Origin of the sequence: Pseudoalteromonas sp. HL-AS2, from assembly GCF_031198805.1 — a bacterium.
GTDB classification, from domain to species: Bacteria; Pseudomonadota; Gammaproteobacteria; order Enterobacterales; family Alteromonadaceae; genus Pseudoalteromonas; species Pseudoalteromonas nigrifaciens.
In genome coordinates, this window is record NZ_CP133572.1 from 354,774 (window position 1) to 373,907 (window position 19,134).

General features: G+C 39.4%; 13 protein-coding genes and 1 pseudogene. 8 read left to right on the forward strand and 6 right to left on the reverse strand.

Going from position 1 to position 19,134, the window contains the following annotated elements; genetic code table 11:
• Positions 1-148 precede the first annotated feature (148 nt).
• From RB215_RS16485 to RB215_RS16495, 3 genes are all read left to right on the forward strand, one after another.
• Positions 149-1,015, forward strand: coding sequence for a S1/P1 nuclease (locus tag RB215_RS16485; protein WP_011329971.1), 867 nt, complete (start codon positions 149-151; stop codon positions 1,013-1,015).
• A 28-nt stretch (positions 1,016-1,043) separates the two neighbouring features.
• Positions 1,044-4,250 carry a TonB-dependent receptor domain-containing protein gene (locus tag RB215_RS16490; protein ID WP_309217188.1) on the forward strand — a complete coding sequence of 1,069 codons (3,207 nt, stop codon included), beginning with the start codon at positions 1,044-1,046 and terminating at the stop codon, positions 4,248-4,250.
• 319 nt (positions 4,251-4,569) lie between these two features.
• Positions 4,570-7,692 carry a TonB-dependent receptor gene (locus RB215_RS16495; protein ID WP_309217189.1) on the forward strand — a complete coding sequence of 1,041 codons (3,123 nt, stop codon included), beginning with the start codon at positions 4,570-4,572 and terminating at the stop codon, positions 7,690-7,692.
• A 64-nt stretch (positions 7,693-7,756) separates the two neighbouring features.
• Here the strand turns inward: RB215_RS16495 and RB215_RS16500 are convergent, their stop codons facing one another.
• On the reverse strand, positions 7,757-8,188 hold the full coding sequence (locus RB215_RS16500) for a MarR family winged helix-turn-helix transcriptional regulator (protein ID WP_086995704.1): 432 nt from the start codon (positions 8,186-8,188) through the stop codon (positions 7,757-7,759).
• A 128-nt stretch (positions 8,189-8,316) separates the two neighbouring features.
• On the opposite strand from RB215_RS16500, the gene hmgA reads away from it, so the two are divergent.
• Positions 8,317-9,618 carry a homogentisate 1,2-dioxygenase gene (gene hmgA, locus RB215_RS16505; RefSeq protein WP_309217190.1) on the forward strand — a complete coding sequence of 434 codons (1,302 nt, stop codon included), beginning with the start codon at positions 8,317-8,319 and terminating at the stop codon, positions 9,616-9,618.
• A gap of 6 nt (positions 9,619-9,624) precedes the next feature.
• Positions 9,625-10,257, forward strand: coding sequence for a maleylacetoacetate isomerase (gene maiA / locus RB215_RS16510; protein WP_179807150.1), 633 nt, complete (start codon positions 9,625-9,627; stop codon positions 10,255-10,257).
• 35 nt (positions 10,258-10,292) lie between these two features.
• Here maiA and RB215_RS16515 read toward each other — a convergent pair whose 3' ends face one another.
• On the reverse strand, positions 10,293-10,526 hold the full coding sequence (locus RB215_RS16515) for a TIGR02647 family protein (RefSeq protein ID WP_011329965.1): 234 nt from the start codon (positions 10,524-10,526) through the stop codon (positions 10,293-10,295).
• Positions 10,527-10,732: 206 nt separating this feature from the next.
• Between RB215_RS16515 and RB215_RS16520 the strand changes: the two genes are divergently transcribed.
• A complete protein-coding gene (locus RB215_RS16520) occupies positions 10,733-11,035 on the forward strand; it encodes a YnjH family protein (protein WP_011329964.1) in 303 nt (100 codons plus the stop codon).
• A 54-nt stretch (positions 11,036-11,089) separates the two neighbouring features.
• Positions 11,090-11,398 carry a VF530 family DNA-binding protein gene (locus RB215_RS16525; RefSeq protein ID WP_011329963.1) on the forward strand — a complete coding sequence of 103 codons (309 nt, stop codon included), beginning with the start codon at positions 11,090-11,092 and terminating at the stop codon, positions 11,396-11,398.
• Positions 11,399-11,440: 42 nt separating this feature from the next.
• On the opposite strand, the gene RB215_RS16530 is transcribed toward RB215_RS16525, so the two are convergent.
• Positions 11,441-13,069 (reverse strand): diacylglycerol kinase family protein, encoded by a 1,629-nt coding sequence (locus RB215_RS16530; RefSeq protein WP_179807151.1) that lies wholly within the window; start codon positions 13,067-13,069, stop codon positions 11,441-11,443.
• Between the two features lie 299 nt (positions 13,070-13,368).
• Between RB215_RS16530 and RB215_RS16535 the strand changes: the two are divergent.
• Positions 13,369-13,722, forward strand: a pseudogene (locus tag RB215_RS16535) (HupE/UreJ family protein); the annotation flags it as partial.
• Positions 13,723-13,792: 70 nt separating this feature from the next.
• Here the strand turns inward: RB215_RS16535 and RB215_RS16540 are convergent.
• From RB215_RS16540 to RB215_RS16550, 3 genes are all read right to left on the reverse strand, one after another.
• A complete protein-coding gene (locus RB215_RS16540) occupies positions 13,793-14,428 on the reverse strand; it encodes a TetR/AcrR family transcriptional regulator (RefSeq protein ID WP_011329955.1) in 636 nt (211 codons plus the stop codon).
• A gap of 151 nt (positions 14,429-14,579) precedes the next feature.
• Complete coding sequence (locus tag RB215_RS16545) at positions 14,580-15,992, reverse strand: efflux transporter outer membrane subunit (protein ID WP_182677983.1); 1,413 nt, start codon at positions 15,990-15,992, stop codon at positions 14,580-14,582.
• On the reverse strand, positions 15,992-19,123 hold the full coding sequence (locus tag RB215_RS16550; RefSeq protein WP_309217191.1) for an efflux RND transporter permease subunit: 3,132 nt from the start codon (positions 19,121-19,123) through the stop codon (positions 15,992-15,994). The genes RB215_RS16545 and RB215_RS16550 overlap by 1 nt, the downstream gene beginning before the upstream one ends.
• Positions 19,124-19,134 lie beyond the last annotated feature (11 nt).

Sequence of the window (19,134 nt, forward strand, 5' to 3'; positions counted from 1 at the left end):
ATTTTACCTATTAACTATAAGCATCTGATTTAATTAATTTACCTACAAGTTAATATGAATATTCTTAACGCCTTCCTATCCTCTAAATAAACAAGGACAATTGACCGGATTAGTGATTTTGACCCTATAATAATTTGAAGGAAACCAAATGCGTAACAACTTAATGTCCTCAGTTAAAGCAACGCTGGTCGTCAGCGCTGTACTTGTTTGTACTAATGCTCATGCATGGGGTCAAAATGGACACAGGATCATAGCTAAAATTGCAGAGTCTCACTTAAGTGAGACAACAAAAACAAAACTTTTGCCGTTATTAAATAATGAATCTTTAGCACAAGTGTCTACTTGGCCAGATGAAATGCGCTCTGCTCCTGGTGAGTTTTGGCAAAGAAAATCATCACGCTGGCATTATATTAATACATCTGCAAACAAACCTATTTCACTCAATCATTCTCATACAAAAAATAAAGAATCTGTTACCAACATTCTTGAAGGTATTCATTACTCAATTAAAGTACTTCAAGACGAGCAAAGTTCATTAGATGCTAAGCAGTTTAGCTTACGCTTTTTAGTGCATCTGGTAGGCGACAGCCATCAGCCTTTTCATGCTGGGCGTGCAGATGACCGTGGTGGTAACAATATTAAAGTGAAGCACTTTGGTCAAGAAACCAACCTACACAGTTTGTGGGACAGTAAGTTAATTGAAGGCGAAAACCTCTCATACACTGAATTTGCTGACTTTATCAATACTAATAATCAAACTTTAATTAGTGAGTACCTAACCAGTACCCCTACTAGTTGGTTAGTAGAATCAAACAACTTAGCAGAATCAATTTATAATAAAAATGAAACAAATATTAGCTACAGCTACATTTTCGACCATATGCCAATAATTAAAACTCGGCTGCAACAAGGCGGAATAAGACTCGCCGGTTTATTAAATAGTTTATTTGATGAATCAGCAACACCGTTAGTCAGTGCACTTAAGATGCAAACTAGCGAAAAAACAACTAACTAAGTAACTTTTAATACGGGAAAACAACATAATGAATAAACTTCGCCTTTCGAAATTAACCGGAGCAATTATTTTAGCTCTTGGTGTTTCTGCAAGTGCTATGGCTGCTGACACGTCATCTGCAATGCGCGGTAAAATCACTACTCCATCTGGTGAAAGTGCTGCAAATGTAAAAATTAAAGTTATTCATGGTCCTACTGGAACTGTAAGTGAACTTACAACCAATTCAAGTGGTACTTTTATAGCTAATGGTTTACGTGTTGGGGGTCCATATACAGTAATAATCGACTCTGATACTTTTAACGACACTACGCTTGAAAACATCTACCTAGAATTAGGTGATACTTATCGCTTAAACTCTCAGCTTAGACCATTAAACATGGAAAAAATTGAAGTTTCTGGCTATAAAATAGTACAACAATCAGGTGGTTCTAGCAGCTCTTTTGGCGAAGATACAATTCAAAACATGCCAAGTTTTAACCGCGATATTAAAGATATTGCTCGCTTAAATCCACTTGCAAATATTAACGGTAATGGAGAGCTAACCTTTGCTGGTAATAATCCACGTAGTAATAGCTTAACTGTTGATGGTATTGGTCAAAACGACGATTTTGGCTTGAGCTTCGGCGGTTACCCTACTTCGCAACCACCTGTTGCACTTGATGCAATTGAACAAATTTCTGTAGACGTATCTCCTTTTTCAGCAGCTAAAGGCAACTTTGGTGGCGGTACTATAAATGCAGTAACAAAGTCAGGTACTAACGAGTTTAAGTTCTCTGGTTTTTACGAAACATCAACCCCAGATATGGCGGGTGATGTAGACAGTATTTCACAAGTATACGCAAATGGCAGACCAGCTTTAGATGAAGATGGCCACAGAACATTTGTTACTGAACAAGTAAAGCCAATCCAAACTGAAGCGCGTTACGGCTTTAACTTTGGCGGACCAATACTAGAGGATAAGCTTTTTTACTTTGTAAACTACAATGCATGGAAGAGCGAGTTAGATTTAGACTATGGTTTTGAAGGCTCTGGTGCTGCTAATGAATACGATGTAACTAAAGAAAGCTTTGATCAATTCTTATCTATATTAGATAACGTGTATGGTATGCAAGATTCTCTTGGTGGCGACCCTAAAGACACCAATGAGTCATTATTAGTTAAGTTAAGCTGGAACATCAACGATGACCATCGTTTGGACTTTACTTATCAATGGCAAGACGATAAAGACGAGCGTAATTTTGGTACTGGTGGCAGTACCGTTTCACTTGCTTCAAATCGTTACACTTACGCGACTAAATTCAACAACTTTGCTACCAAGCTTTACTCAGATTGGAATGAAGACTTCTCTACTGAAATTGGTATTGCTTATAAAGATGTAACATCTGACAGCATCACTAATTCTAAAATTGGTAGTGTTAAAGTTGAAGAATATTTCCGTGGACCAGCTTATCAGTTTGGTACTGATGAATACCGTCATGCTAATAAAGCAGCGACTGAAAATTTAACACTAACTTTTGATGGCACATACTTATTAGACGAACATCAAATTAAGTTTGGTGCTAAGTATGAATCTTTAAATTTATATAATTTATTTGCAGCCAACTCTTTAGGCTCATGGGAGTTTGATAACTTTGCTGGTTTCGAAAACCGCGAAGTAGGTAATTACAAAGGTAAACATGACTTTACTTACAGTAATGCCTATACCAACAACTCAGCAGATACTGCTTACGATGCAACGCGCAGTCAGTTTGCTCTTTACGTAGAAGATACGTTTTATGCTACTGATGATTTAGAAGTAACTGCGGGTGTACGTTATGAGCGTTTGGCATCTGACGATAAACCAACATTGAATGAAAAGTTTTTAGAAACCTATGGTTTTACTAACCAAGAAAACCTTGATGGTGTAGATATTATTTTACCTCGTGTTGGTTTCAAATATTATGCAACAGAGGCTCTTACTATCAATGGTGGCGTAGGTCGTTTCCAAGGCGGTATTCCTAACGTTTGGTATAACAACTCATTCCAAAAAGACGGTCTTACTTTTGTTGACGCACCACAAAGCGTAATTGATGGTTACTACGCAAATAACCCTGTTGATATCACTCAAGTTCCAGACGAAATAAAAGGTTCATTAGTACAAGGTGCGGGTAGCACTAACTATATTGATCCTAACTTTAAATTACCTTCAAGCATCCGTGCGCAAGTTGGTTTTGATTATGAATTTGACTCAGAATTTTTAGGTAATGGCTTTAAATGGCAAGCAGAAATTGCTTACCATAAAAAAGAAAATGAGGCTGTATGGCATAACACTGCAATCAAGCCTGTTGGAACAACCGCTGATGGCGATCGTATTATTTATGAAGGTATCTACGAAGGTGACTTAAAAGATAACTTTGATATAGCAATGACCAACTCAGCTGAAGATGGGCGCTCGGTAATCTTCTCTACCGCTCTTGCTAAAGAATGGGATAACGGCCTATACATATCTACCAGTTATGCACATCAAGATATTACAGAAGCTTCAGGTGGTTCATCATCACAAGCACAAAGTAATTATAAACATACAATAACACAAAGCCGTAATGTTGATTTAGCACAGCGTGGTGCTTACGAAGTGGAGCATAGCTTTAAGGTTAATGTGAGCTATAATACTGAGCTTTTTTCTGGCTACCAAACCAAGTTTAATATGTACTTTGAGCGTCGCTCTGGCCGCCCATTTAGCTATACAATGGGTCTTTATGAAAAAGATGATTTAGGCGATACACGTGACTTTTATTCAAACTCGGCTTACCTTGCATACATCCCAACGGGTGCTGATGATGCAAATGTAAACTGGGATGAATCTGGTTTGTCGTGGAGCGAACTTGAAACGCTACTTAACCGTGCTGGTATTTCTGAGCGTGGCCAAATTCTAAACCGTAATACAGGAACTCAACCTTGGGTTACTACTATGGATATTAGTGTTAAACAAGAGATCCCAGGTTTTGCTGAAGGCCATAAAGGTGAGGTTTACTTTATGATTGATAACTTTGCTAACTTACTTAATAGCGACTGGGGTGTTGAAAAGCGTTTAGGTTACTCTGATCAAGCTGTATATGACCTAGCTGGAATAGATGATGAAGGCCGATACATTATCAACAATCGTCATAACGGTGCTGATGTACGCAATTATAGCCAAATTTCTACGTCATCATCTGCATGGCAAGCTAAAATTGGTGTGAGCTATAAGTTTTAATACCTAATAAAACATTACGTTTTATATTAGTTAAACCCATTACAACTTTGTAATGGGTTTTTTCATTTAAACTCCCTTTTTTCATCTATCTGTCATAAATAGTATCTACTCTCTTTTACAACACGAACATTTCATTATTAACATTAATAATCCGTAGCATTAATCTATAAACATAAAAAACATTACACTTGTAGCTTATTTGTAAACATAAACTAAAGTATAATATGTATAGATTTAGTACTGCATGAATTTGGTTCGTTTGTTTAGTGCAAATACTTTATAAATATAAAAAGTTTAATAAACCACATGGGAAAACAAAATGAAAATTCAACTTCGCAAAACAGCACTATCACTCGCTATCGCAGCCTGTGTTGGTGTAAGTGGCGCTGCAGTAGCAAATACAACTGCATCGGGTGTCAAAGGTCAAATTGTTGGCCCTAACGGTAACCCTGCTACAGGTACTGAAGTAACTATTATTCACGTACCTTCCGGCTCTTCTAAGGTAACTTACGTGAATGATGCTGGCTATTTTAGTGCTAGCGGCCTTCGTGTTGGCGGACCATACAACATTATAGTTGACTCAGATAAATATGAAGATCAACTCGTTGAAAATATTTTCCTAACTCTAGGCTCTGATTATCCAGTTAGCGTACAACTAAAGCCGGCTTCAAATATTGAACAAATTGTTGTTACTGGTCGCCCTATTAGTGCAATGTCCGGTGGTACAGGACCATCTTCAACATTTACACTAGAAGACCTTGAAAATGCCCCTGCTATTAACCGTGATCTGAGAGATATTGTTCGCGCGGATCCACGTGTCTACGTTGATGAAAGCCGTGGTGCAATTCAGTGTGGTGGTAATAATCCTCGCTATAATAGCTTAACAGTTGACGGCATCCGCATGAACGATAACTTCGGTTTAAGCTCAAACGGTTATCCGACTATCGGCGCTCCTTTCTCATTTGATTCAATCGATCAAGTTGCCGTTGAGCTTGCCCCATTTGATGTACAATACGGCGGTTTCACCGCGTGTAATATTAATGCTGTAACCAAATCTGGTACTAACGAGCTGCACGGTGGTGTGTTCTTTGATTTCACCAGCGACAGTTATAAAGGTGATAAAGTTGAAGGTGTGAAAGCCGATAATGGTAACTATACTGATAAACGTTATGGTTTTAACTTAGGTTTACCACTAATTAAAGATCAGCTATTTTTCTTCGGAACTTATGAAAAGCAAGAAGGCATCGCACAATTCAACTATGGCGCAGCCCAAGGTGATGATCCAAGTGTTACAGCAGGCGATATTGCGAATATTCAACGTATTGCCCAAGAAAAATATAACTACAACGCAGGTACTATGCTTGGCAGCATGCCAGTTGAAGATGAAAAAATCTTAGTTAAACTTGACTGGACTATAAATGATAACCATCGTGCAAATTTCATTTATAACTACAATGATGCTTTTACTATTTCTCAATCAGACACTGGGTCAAGTCGTTTATCATTAGATAGCCATTATTATGAACAAGGCGCCAAGTTTACCTCTTTTGTTAGTTCTCTTTATTCGGATTGGAACGATGATTTTTCAACCGAGCTTCGTTTTGGAAAATCTGAAGTAGATGCACGCGTACAATCACTTGATGCAGCATCAGGTTTTGGTGAATTTCAAGTTAAGACTGCAGGTGGTGCAACGGTTTACATAGGCCCAGATGATTCTCGTCATTCCAATAAGCTGAAATATGACACAACTACATTTAAATTAGCTGGTAAGTACTATCTTGATAAACATACAATTAGTGCTGGCTATGAATATGAGAAGTTAAATGTATTTAATATGTTTGTACAACACACACAAGGTGAGTTTCGCTTTAATTCAATTGAAGATTTTGAAAATGGTTTAGCTTCACGAATTGAATATAATAATGCTGCTGGTACTAATAATCCTGCTGATGCTGCAGCAGAATTTTCTTATAAACAACACACTTTGTATTTGCAAGATGAATATAACTTCGACAACATTGATGCCAGTTTAACTTTTGGTTTGCGCTATGACCGTTATGACAGCAGTGATGTACCAAACTTTAACGAAAACTTTACTAATCGTTACGGGTTTTCAAACCAACAAAACTTAGACGGTATGGATCTTATCCAACCTCGTGTAGGCTTTAATTGGTATGCCACTGATGCCTTAGAAGTGCGTGCAGGGGTTGGCTTATACACTGGTGGTAATCCAAATGTGTGGGTATCTAATGCTTACTCAAATGATGGTGTAACAAATATCTATACTCGCCGTAATAATGTTGATCTATTTAATACTGCAATGACTAATTTTGATGGTGGTACGCCAGGTTACGATGTACCACAAGAAATGTTCGATGAAGTTGCCAATACTAACATTCGTTTAGGTGATAGTATTGCAAATGTAATTGATCCAAACTTTAAAATGCCTTCAGAATGGAAATATGCCTTAGGTGCTACATTTACTACTGATAACGATTATGTTATTTCTGCTGATGCGCTTTATTCACGTAAAAATGATGCCGCAGTACTAACTGATTTAGGGGTAGCGCAAAATGGCTATGAGCCAGTAGATGGACGCCCAATCTACACAGCACCTGAAGGTCGTAATGGTGAGTTTATGCTAACCAATGCTGATAATGGTGGCGATGCATTGGTACTTTCAACGGCACTTAGCAAACGTTATGAAAATGGTATTGACTTTACGCTTGCGTATTCATATACCGATGCTAAAGATATCAATCCAATGACCAGTTCAGTAGCGGATTCAAATTATCATAACTTAGCAACTGTAAATCCTAACAATCCAGGTATCGCAACATCAGATTATGAAGTACCACATCGCTTTACTCTGAAACTAGGTTACGCGCATGAGTTCTTTGATGGCTATGCAACACGCTTCAATTTATTTGGCCAAGCATCAAAAGGTATGCCATATAGCTATACCTTTGCTGACTCAGATAATTTATGGTCACCGTCATTTGCTGATAAAAACCGTCAATTACTTTATGTCCCACTAGTCAATGATCCAAATGTAGTTTATGGAGATGACTTTGATATTGATGCATTCAATGCCTTTGTTAATGATGAAAATTTAAAACGCGGTAGTATCACTGGTCGTAATAGTGAATACGCGCCTTGGTTTATTAAATTCGACTTCAAAGTAACTCAAGAGCTACCAGGTTTTATGGAAGGTCATAAAGGTGAAGCCTACTTTGTTATTGATAATTTAACCAACCTCCTAAACGATGATTGGGGTAAACTTGAAAAAGGAAACTTTGTGGGTAACCCGGTTGTAAAAACATCTCGTGATGATCAAGGTCGTTACGTTTACGAAAGTTTCAACTCAGGCAATGTTGGTACTTATGTACAACGTGATGCCTCACTTTGGGAAATGCGTATCGGTGTTCGTTACACTTTCTAATTTGCTAAGGTAACTTAACAAATTAAAGTAATTTTAAAGCCCATCTTTTGATGGGCTTTTTGTTTTATTCATCTAATTTACTAGTTAACTTATCTAAACAACTAAGTAAAGTTTGATACTCAGCTTGAGTTAAAATACCCAATAGATTCTTTTCCCACGCTAAAGCTGCTGGTGCTAACTGCTGATACAAGCGCCACCCTTGCCCACTCAACGCTAATAAGCTAGCGCGCTTGTCATCTGGGTTAACTAAACTCACCACATAGTGCTTATCGTTCAGCGCTTTTATTGCCCGTGATACAGTGGATTTATCCATTGCTGCTTGCACACACAGTGCTTTTGCATGGCTTTGCCCAAACTGGGCTAAATTAAATAAAATGCGCCACTGAGGAATAGTTAAATCACTTTGTTGTTGATACACGGGCGCAAACTCCTCACTCATTTTACTGGCTAAATTTGCTAGTCGATAAGGTAAAAATGTCTCTAAATCGAGTGCCATTGTGCTATGTCCTCTTAATTTACAATCATGTTTAAGTGTTCATAAATATGTACAGTGACAAAAAGCATGATGTTTGAATTTACTCTCACTTGAGAGTATCTTACAGTAAAACGATAAGGAGTCGAGTGATGACCAGCGAATTACAATACATGACAGGATTTGGCAATGAGTTTGAAACTGAAGCCTTGCCAGGTGCATTGCCTATCGGACAATTTAGTCCGCAAAAAGTAAAGTACGATTTATATGCAGAGCAATTTAGTACAACCGCGTTTACTGCGCCGCGTGCACAAAACCGTCGTAGTTGGCTGTACCGTATTCGCCCCTCTGTTATTCAAGGCGATTATATCGCAATGGATAATGGCTTAATTCGCACTGCGCCTATTACCGAAGTAGTAACTCCACCAACTATGCTGCGCTGGAACCCTATCGATATTCCGCAGCAACCAACTGATTTTATTGATGGCTTAATTACTATGGCCGCTAATGGTAGTGCAAATGGCCAAACCGGTATTGCTATTCATGTTTATGTTGCTAATAAATCGATGGACGGACGTTATTTTTATAATGCCGATGGCGAAATGTTGTTTGTACCGCAGCAAGGTGAATTATTGCTCAAAACTGAGTGTGGTAATTTAACCATAAAAGCGGGCGAAATAGCGGTTATTCCCCGTGGTATAAAGTTTCAGGTACAACTATTAACAGCGACTGCGCGCGGTTATATTTGTGAAAACTATGGCCATCAGTATGAATTAGCTGAGCGTGGCCCGGTCGGCTCTAACGGTTTTGCCAACGATCGTGACTTTCAATACCCAATTGCTGCTTTTGAAGATATAGAAGGTAAGTTTGAATTAGTGGCTAAATTTAACGGCAACATGTTTCGTTGTGATATCGGCCACTCGCCTCTAGATGTAGTTGCGTGGACCGGTAACAGTGCGCCGTATAAATATGACTTAGCACGTTTTAATGTAATGAATACAGTGAGCTTTGATCACCCAGATCCTTCTATTTTTACCGTACTTACATCGCCATCAGGTACTGAAGGCGTGGCTAATATTGATTTTGCTATTTTTCCTCCACGCTGGATGGTGGCCGAAAACACCTTTCGCCCTCCTTACTTTCATCGCAATATAATGAGTGAATTTATGGGCTTAATAGAAGGCGTTTACGATGCTAAAGAGCATGGCTTTGTTCCCGGGGGTATGAGTCTACACAATTGTATGTCGCCACATGGACCTGAAGCCGACGTGTTCGACAAAGCCTCTAATGCCCAGCTTGAGCCACAACGTTATGATAATACGCTGGCATTTATGTTTGAATCACGTTATATCATATCCCCAACTAAATACGCTCTTGAGGGCAAAGAGCGCCAAACTAACTACACTGATTGCTGGCGCACAATTAAAAAGCAATTTACTGGATCACAAGGATAATTAACCATGAAACTTTATAGTTATTTTCGCTCATCTGCCGCATACCGGGTGCGTATTGCGCTTAACTTAAAAAACATTGATCACGAATTGGTTGGTGTTAATTTACTAAAGTCTGAACAATTAGGTGCAGCCTACTTAGATAAAAATCCACAAGGCTTACTCCCTGCACTTGAAACAGCTGACGGTGTGCTTGGGCAATCTCTGGCTATTTTAGAGTATCTTGAAGAAAGTCATCCAAACACTGCGCCATTATTATTTGGTAACGCATGGCAAAAAGCACAAATTCGTAATTTAAGTTACGCCATAGCCTGCGACATTCATCCTTTAGATAATTTACGTGTACTCAAGTATTTAAGTAACGAACTAGGGGTAGACGATGATGCTAAAAACACTTGGTATCGTCATTGGGTAGAAGTAGGGTTTGAAAAAGTAGAGCAACTGCTTGATAGTAATAACGCTTTTTGCGTGGGTGAGCAACCAAGCCTTGCCGATGTGTGCTTAGTACCGCAGGTATTTAATGCTATTCGTTTTAATGTAAATATGGCCGCATATCCTAAAATAGCAGCCATTTATGAGCGTTGTAATAAGCTCGATGCATTTATTGATGCCGCACCACAAAATCAACCTGATGCAACCTAGTCTAAATAATTAGCCTAGGTAATTAACCCAGAAAATTAGCCTTGTAAGGCACTGTGCACCACAGTTACATGGTCAATTAATTCTAAGCCCAGATCAGTTAAATAACCGCCATCTGGGCTATCTATAATTCCTTTATCAAATAAACGTTGTGCGGCGCTTAACAAGCTAGGCTCTGCGTCTGAATGAAGTTTAATTCCCTGCATTTTACTTTCACGCGGAAATTTAGCTAATAGTGTAAATTCATCGATCATTGTTTGGTTAAATTGCATATATTTTCACCTATTTATTGTTCTGTGTTTTACTAAATATAAATATACCCAAGTCAAGAAAGCGCCTTTTATATAAGCAGCTGTCTAATGTTAAGGTGCTATAAAATACCCAATTACGCATTTTTATGGTGTTTGTGTATACCTTACCCTAGCATGTTTTTTAGCTTAGTGTATTATTTTTAAACCTGCGACAATTTGAGACTAAAATGCGCCATTTATTAATCTTATGTTTTTATATTAGCTGCTTAAGCTATTCGCTACTCAGCCATGCTAATACAATTAAAACCCACTCTGTTATCGATGCTAATCAGTTTGTAAATACCGACACAAGTTGTTGGTACGACAATAAACGCTACAGCGAAGGAGCGTTAATACAAATACACTCATTTACGCTTATTTGCGGGGCTAAATTTGTACAACATAACAACAGTCAACTAATTTGGCTTAAACTCGACAAACAAGGCAATGCTATTTACCCTACTAAGCCCGCTACAATTACAGTGAATTAGCCTCTACGAGTGAATTAAGTTACACTATGCGCAGTTTAAATAAGTAGTGTAGCTATGGATAATCAACCTAAAAACCCTTTACATGGGGTAACGTTAGAACAAATACTTGTTGAGTTAGAGCAGCGACTTGGCTGGAGAACTTTGGGTGAACAGGTTAAAATTAAATGCTTTACTGATGCACCAAGCATTAAATCGAGCTTAAAATTTTTGCGTAAAACCCCATGGGCACGAGATAAAGTAGAAGCACTTTATATTCATACCATAAATAACAAGCCAATTCGTAGACCTAAAAGTGCACCAAGGCCCACTTCCGATAGAGCACCTGATACATCGGGCTTTGTTTGGCCTTCGATCAAAAAATAAATAATAAAACGGCGTGTAATAACGCCGTTTTATAGCCGTGTATTATTTATCTAGCTGTTCTTTGCAAATAACGTTTAATGATCCAGGTGAGATTGTAATAACTAATTTGTTAGAAGTTTTCACCTCTCCATCTACTACGTATTTAATCTCTTGCTCTGCACTTACTTCCACTCTTTTAGCATTTGTATGATGCGAATTAATAGCTAAATGTGTTTGTGTAATGCTGCTAAACATAAGCTCGGCAATACTCAGTACTGTAGTGCCATTTTCTTTATTGGGTATTAACCAATTCACATCAAGAAGCCCGTCACTATGATCGGGCTGCCCGCCACCTTGAGCTAGCAAAGTAGTAAAGGGTGCGGCATTAGCAACAATAAAACTATTGGTACTCACTTGCGTTGGTTCGTTATCATCAAGCTTTATCGTTAATACTTGTGCTTTTTGTTCACCAAAAGCTTGTAAAAAACCATTTAAATAGGCCAGTTGCCCAGATTTGTTTTTAGCTTCACGGTCGGCTTTTTCAATCATGGAGTGTTCAAAGCCAATTCCTGCCAGTAGTAACATTAGCTCGTCGTTACAATAAGCTGTGTCGATTAAACTTGTTTGCCCATCAATAATTAAATCACAGGCTTGTTCAACAGGAATAAATTTTGATTTTATGCCCATTAACACATGCGCTAATGCGTTAGCCGTGCCCAGCGGAATAATACCCAACCTGCATTTAGTGTGCGCTAATACACTGGCCACTTCTGTCACTGTGCCGTCACCACCACAAGCAATAATAATATCTGGCTGCTCTTTTATTGCCTGTTTAGCAAGCGCTACGCCGTTAACTTCTTTTGAGGTTGTTAATACGGTTAAGTCGTAATAAGCCGATAAACTAGCAATAATTAGGTGTTGTTTGTCTTGCCACATTTTTGTGCCCGACACTGGATTTGCAATCAAAAATGCTTTGTTTTTAATTACTAACTCACCTTTTTTATGGCGCTTAGCTAAGTGATGTAATTGGCGTTTATTAAGATTAGCTGTCTCGCGAGTTTCTTTTATTTGTGCCAGTATTTGATGCACATCGGCATCTTTATTTTGGCTAAGCAAGTAGGCCGCCATTACAAACACAGAGCGCCCGCGCCCTAAAGCACAATGCACCACCACACGGCGATCTTTTTGTACATGATGATGGATCCAATTAATTGCTTGGTTTAACTGCGAATGCGTAGGAACGCTATGATCGAGTACCGGAATGTTTAAATAATTAATGTTTTCTTGCGTAGAGCTCCACTCTAAACCGTCAAACTCGCACGTTACATCAAGTATTGCGGTAATACCGTTTTCTTTTAGCGTATCTATGTCAGAGGGAAATAATCGACATGCCAAAAACAAATGTTCATTAATCTTTTGAATAGGCGGCACTTTATCGTGCTTACGAGCCCACGCATTGTATAATTGTGCGCCAAATAAAAAAGGAATAAACGCCCAGCGAATATAAAAAGGGATAACGCCGTTTTCTCGTTTTCTAAACACTTTTGCTATATCGAATATATAAGCGCCCCCCACTAAAAGTAGTGACAATGCACTCCAATAAAATACAATCGAAAAGTAAATTGAGTTAACTTCCCAGCCAATAAATATGAGTATAAATGCCAATAGTAAGTAACTAATTGCAGCCCACATATGTTCTCCTTTTATAATATATACTCGTTGTTGTTATATTTATTAATCATGTCTTAATATTGTAAAAGCAAATTTTACGCCAGCATTCACTTATCCCTGATTAATTATATTATTGATAATTAACACTTTAATTTTTATTTATTAAGCCTTTTTTTAGTCCACTTATAAAACGTTGCTGTTTTTACACTATAGTAGGCTAATTGTTCACATTAGGAAAATACACTTTGTTCACTTGTATTGGGCTGGATTGTAGAAGCATTTATAAAAACTTGCCATAACGCACCCTATCAAACACATACCCTAATAGCCGCTGGGTAGAGCTAGGTATTGCCCTATCAGTACTTTTTGCTGCACTTAATAATGTATGGCCACTGGTATTGCGCTTAGGCTGGGTAACATTTGCATTTAGTTTATTGCACGGCATGGGGTTTGCCAGTGTATTGGGTGAGTTGGGGCTGTCGAGCGATTATCAGCTATTGAGTATTGTGGCATTTAACTTAGGGGTAGAAATTGGTCAGCTCAGTATTTTACTCATAGCATTGCCGGTGTTAATCAGCATAAGAGGCTATCAGTGGTATAAGAAATGGTTAATGCCGGTGGGTTCATTTGCTATAGCACTGATTGCATTACAATGGTCAATCGAGCGGTTTTAACCTGTAACCGCCCTAATACCAATTTGAGCACTTTTTATAGTGCTTTTTACAGTACTTTTTACAGTACTTTTTACAGTACTTCGTCATGCACTTCAAAAGGCATGAGTAGCGTTTTCATCGCTGGGCGAAGTGCTATTAATACTGTTTCTTCGGTGAGTTCTGGGTAGAGCATTTTTCGAAGAAATAAGCCCGCCATCATCGAAAAAATAACATTAATACGGCTATCGAGTTCTTGCTCTGAGTGTGATTTTAACAAGCTTCTATCGCTAATTAATAACTGTCTCATTCTATCGCGCGCTTGGGTATCAGCCTCGTGTAGTAACGTAGCCACTTTATTGTTTCTGGCCGCTTCTGCCATCATGTCTAAATCGATTACACACGCCCCGGTATCCATATGCCTTTGCACTCCTTTGTGCAAACTGCCTAAAAGTATTGTGAGGATATCGCCAGGCTGCTCTTCAAATTCTTGAAATATAGAAAACATTTCTTGCATATCTTGCTCAATAATACTCTCTATTATTGCTTCTTTACTTTCAAAGTAGTTATAGATATGGCCGGCACTCATACCCGCAGTTCTTGCAATTTCAGCCATGCCTGCCCCATGATAGCCTTTGCGACGAAAGCAGTCTGCTGCAGCATCTAGTACTTGTGTGCGCCGTGCTTCGACTAATGCAGGATCTGCATGTCTTTTACTTTTATGGGTCACTTACAACTCCACTATTTAACCTGTCTATTATAAAAACCAATTGCATCTAAATATTTAGTTACAGCAAATAAAGCGCTGTTAAATTAGAAGTATTATAAATTTAACATTCTAGTGATGGCCTATAGCAAAAGCTATAGACCATATAGACTACTTAATCTTGCACCGCTGGTGAGGTAATTTGCCAGCCGCCGCCAACTGCTTTGTATAAGTTAATTTTACTGGCAAGTAATGCCTGCTTACCCGTAATTAACTGCTGTTGGGCACTGTACCAAGTTCTTTGCGAATCAAGAACTTGCAAGTAACTGTCGGCACCTTTGTCGTAACGCGCTTGCGAAATATCAAAGGTTGCTTGACGGCTTTGCACTAACTGCTCAAGTGCGCTTAGCTGGGCGTTATAACCTTCTCTATCTGCAAGTACGTCAGCAACTTCACGAAACGCTTGCTGAATTTTTTGCTGATAGGTGGTAAGCGCTATTTGTTGCGCCGCTTTAGCAACATCTAAATTAGCTTGGTTACGGCCCATATTAAAAATAGGCAAATTAATAGTAGGTACAAAACTCCACGTACCCGAGCCACCATCAAATAAACCACTTAAGTCGCTTGATGCAGTACCCGCATTAGCGGTTAAACTAATACTTGGGTAAAACGCAGCACGCGCAATACCAATATTTGCATTAGCCGCTAACAACTGATGCTCAACCGCTTTAATATCAGGGCGTTGCGTGAGTAAATCAGACGGTAAACCAACTGGTACTTCTGGTAAGTCGAGTAAATGATTAAGTGACGCATTTGGCAGTAAATCACTGGCAACGCTATTACCTACTAGTAAATCAAGCGCATTTTTATCGCGTTTTAATAAACGCTTATACTTTGCTATATCAACTTTAGCTGTAGCAACCGTACTTTTAAGTTGCTCTAGGGTAATTGCTGATGCAGCACCTAAATCAAAACTTTGTTGAGTAAGTGATAGCGACGACTGTTGCGACGTTAGGGTTTCCTCGGCCAGTGCTAATAGCTGCTGGTCGGTTGCATAGTTAAGCCAGGCATTAGCAAGCTCAGCAATAAGCGACACTTGCATACTGTATTGGCTCAGCTGCGTAGAGTATAAGGTTTGCAGTGCTTGCGCTGACTGATTGCGCACCTTGCCCCATATATCAAGCTCATACGAGGTAATACCTACGGTAGCACTGTACTGCGAATTAATACGCGGCTCACCAGTACTCGATAAATCACCCGGCAAGCGCTGACGCGATCCAGAGCCATTTATATCAAGCGATGGAAATAATGCCGAGTCTTCTATTTGATATAAGCCACGCACGCGCTGCACATTTAATGCAGCAATTTGTAAGTCTTTATTATGCTCAAGGCTCTGTGCAATTAACGCTTGCAGTTTTTCATCGTTAAAAAACTGTTGCCAATTTAGCTGCATAGCTTGCGCTTGCTCTGCACCCGATGCATACGCATCAGGCACAGGTAAAGCTATTTCTTGTTGCTCTGGGGCAAGTTGGCACCCCGTTAATACAGCTAAAGTAAGTGCGTTTAAACCTAATGTTTTTAAGTTCATTATTCGCTCTCCTTCGTTGCTACAGCCGATTTACTTGAGAATGTTTTACGTACTAAAACAAAAAACAAAGGCACAAATAACACCACTAAGGTAGAGGCAGCTAATGTACCACCAATAATAGAGATACCCAGCGCATTTTGTGCACCCGACCCTGCGCTCGACGCAATAGCCAAAGGTACAACACCACAAATAAAGGCCAGCGAGGTCATTAATACTGGGCGTAAACGCAGTTTAACAGCAGCTATTGCAGCATCCACTAAGCTCAGGCCTTCTTCCATTTTATGAATAGCAAATTCAACTATTAATATAGCGTTTTTAGAAGCCAAACCTATGGTGGTTAACAAGCCTACTTGTAAGTAAATATCGTTTGATAAGTTACCAATTAATGCCGCCATAATCGCACCAAATATACCCAGTGGCACAATAATCATTACAGCAAATGGTACTGACCAACTTTCGTATAACGCAGCTAAACATAAAAATACAAACAACAGCGACAAGCCATACAGTAAAGGCGCTTGCCCACCACTTGAGCGTTCTTGATAAGATATACCCGACCACTCAGAAGCAATACCGTTTGGCAATTGCTTAACTAAACGCTCCATTTCATCCATAGCCTGCCCTGTACTATAGCCAGGTGCTGCACTACCTTGTATTTCCATCGCAGAAAAACCATTGTAGCGCTCCAAGCGTGGTGAGCCATAAGACCAGTGCGAACTAGCAAATGCTGCAAACGGCACCATATCGCCATTATTATTACGCACGTACCACTTATTTAAGTCCTCTGGCACCATGCGCGAATCAGCTTCGCCTTGCATGTATACTTTTTTCACGCGGCCGCGGTCAATAAAGTCATTAACATAGCGGCTACCCCATGCGGTAGACAAAGTACTATTTATATCGGTTTGAGTAACACCCAATGCTTCTGCTTTTGCAAGGTCAATATCAAGTTGCAGCTCTGGCATGTCTTCTTGGCCATTTGGACGCACACCCGCTAAAACAGGGCTTTTGCTTGCCATACCCAACAACATATTACGTGCATTTAATAGCTCGTCATGGCCTAAGCCAACGCGGTCTTGTAAAAACATATTAAAGCCATTAGCTGTACCAAGTTCTACAATTGCCGGTGGTGGGAAAGCAAATACAAACGCTTCTTTTATGGTTGAAAAATACCCCATTCCTTTACCTGCTACTGCATTTACCGATAGGTCGTCACGTTGGCGCTCATCCCAATGCTTTAAGCTCACAAAACCAATTGCTGAGTTTTGTCCAGAACCTGCAAAACTAAAGCCTGTTACCGTAAAGATAGAACTTACCGCTTCGGCTTGATCATTCAAATAATGGTTTTCTACTTTTTCCACTACACCTAACGTTTGCTCAATGGTAGAGCCTGCAGGCAACATTACTTGGTTAAATAATATACCTTGGTCTTCGTCTGGTAAAAAAGCAGTTGGTAAGCTTGAAAACACATATACCATACCACCCACAAGCACACCATAAATAAGTAAGTAGCGCTTTGATTGGCTGATCATACGCCCAACAATACCTTGTGCACCGCGGTTTGTTTTATCAAAACCACGGTTAAAGCCAGAGAAAAAACGTCCAATAAATGATGTTTTATCGTGTACATGGCTTGGCTTAAGTAAGGTTGCACATAATGCAGGCGTTAAAATAAGTGCCACTAATACCGACAAGCCCATTGCCGACACAATAGTAATAGAGAACTGACGGTAAATAACACCGGTAGAGCCACTAAAAAACGCCATCGGAATAAATACTGCCGACAGCACCATAGCAATACCTACCAATGCGCCTTTAATTTCGTCCATTGATTTACGTGTTGCATCTAATGCCGAGAGTTTTTCTTCAGTCATTAAACGCTCTACGTTTTCTACTACAACAATCGCATCATCAACCAACAGGCCAATGGCAAGTACCATAGCAAACATAGTTAACGTATTGATTGAATAACCAAAGGTATACAAAATTGCAAACGTACCCAGTAATACAACAGGTACTGCAATAGTCGGAATTAACGTCGCACGAAAGTTTTGTAAAAACAAATACATTACAACAAACACAAGTATCACAGCTTCAATTAACGTGTGTACTACTTTTTCTATCGACAAAGATACAAATGGTGTGGTGTCGTAAGGAATAACACTTTCTAAGCCCTGAGGGAAAAACGGTTTAAGCTCTTCAAGGGCTTTTTTAACACCATTTGCCGTATCTAGCGCATTCGCACCACTGGCCAGTTTTATCCCTAAGCCCGATGCGGGTTTTCCATTAAAACGTGCGACTACACCATAGTTTTCACCGCCCAGTTCTACTCTAGCTACATCTTTTAGACGCACTACTGAGCCATCACTATTGGTTTTAACCAAAATATTTTCAAACTGATCAGGGGTTTGCAAACGGCTTTGTGCTGTTATTGTTGCATTTAACTGCTGCCCCGCAATCGCAGGCATACCACCGAGTTGGCCCGCAGAAACCTGCGCATTTTGTGCCGTAATTGCCGCGCTAATATCGTTTGGCGTTAACTTAAAGTTTTGTAATTTTGCAGGGTCTAACCAAATACGCATAGCGTATTGCGAGCCAAATAACTGCGCTTCACCTACACCATCAACACGAGAAACAATATCTTGCACGTTTGAGGCTACATAATCACCAATATCAATATTAGTCATGCTGCCATCTTTAGACACAAAACCTAATACTAATAAAAAGTTACGCGCCGCTTTGGCTACTACAACACCTTGGCGTTGTACTTCCTCTGGTAACAACGGCGTTGCGGTTGCTAATTTGTTTTGTACTTGAACCTGAGCAATATCAGGGTCTGTATCAGCATTAAACGTTAATGTAAGCGTTGCTGAGCCACTCGACTCTGACGTTGACGACATATATAACAAGCCGTCTAGCCCTTTCATTTTTTGCTCAATAACTTGAGTTACAGAGTCTTCTAAGGTTTGCGCTGATGCACCTGGGTAATTTGCAGTAATACTAATCGCAGGCGGTGCAATAGAAGGATACTGTGCAATAGGTAAACTTTTAACTGCTAAAATACCCGCTAACATAACAATAATAGCGAGTACCCAAGCAAATATCGGTTTATCGATAAAATATCGTGACATTTAAACTCTCC

What these genes read in the sequence shown, in the direction of transcription:
- RB215_RS16545 (WP_182677983.1), bottom strand. Translation starts at nt 15,992, where the DNA reads ATGAACTTAAAAACATTAGGTTTAAACGCACTTACTTTAGCTGTATTA.
- RB215_RS16525 (WP_011329963.1), top strand. Translation starts at nt 11,090, where the DNA reads ATGGATAATCAACCTAAAAACCCTTTACATGGGGTAACGTTAGAACAA.
- RB215_RS16520 (WP_011329964.1), top strand. Translation starts at nt 10,733, where the DNA reads ATGCGCCATTTATTAATCTTATGTTTTTATATTAGCTGCTTAAGCTAT.
- RB215_RS16515 (WP_011329965.1), bottom strand. Translation starts at nt 10,526, where the DNA reads ATGCAATTTAACCAAACAATGATCGATGAATTTACACTATTAGCTAAA.
- RB215_RS16485 (WP_011329971.1), top strand. Translation starts at nt 149, where the DNA reads ATGCGTAACAACTTAATGTCCTCAGTTAAAGCAACGCTGGTCGTCAGC.
- maiA (WP_179807150.1), top strand. Translation starts at nt 9,625, where the DNA reads ATGAAACTTTATAGTTATTTTCGCTCATCTGCCGCATACCGGGTGCGT.
- RB215_RS16500 (WP_086995704.1), bottom strand. Translation starts at nt 8,188, where the DNA reads ATGGCACTCGATTTAGAGACATTTTTACCTTATCGACTAGCAAATTTA.
- hmgA (WP_309217190.1), top strand. Translation starts at nt 8,317, where the DNA reads ATGACCAGCGAATTACAATACATGACAGGATTTGGCAATGAGTTTGAA.
- RB215_RS16490 (WP_309217188.1), top strand. Translation starts at nt 1,044, where the DNA reads ATGAATAAACTTCGCCTTTCGAAATTAACCGGAGCAATTATTTTAGCT.
- RB215_RS16530 (WP_179807151.1), bottom strand. Translation starts at nt 13,069, where the DNA reads ATGTGGGCTGCAATTAGTTACTTACTATTGGCATTTATACTCATATTT.
- RB215_RS16495 (WP_309217189.1), top strand. Translation starts at nt 4,570, where the DNA reads ATGAAAATTCAACTTCGCAAAACAGCACTATCACTCGCTATCGCAGCC.
- RB215_RS16550 (WP_309217191.1), bottom strand. Translation starts at nt 19,123, where the DNA reads ATGTCACGATATTTTATCGATAAACCGATATTTGCTTGGGTACTCGCT.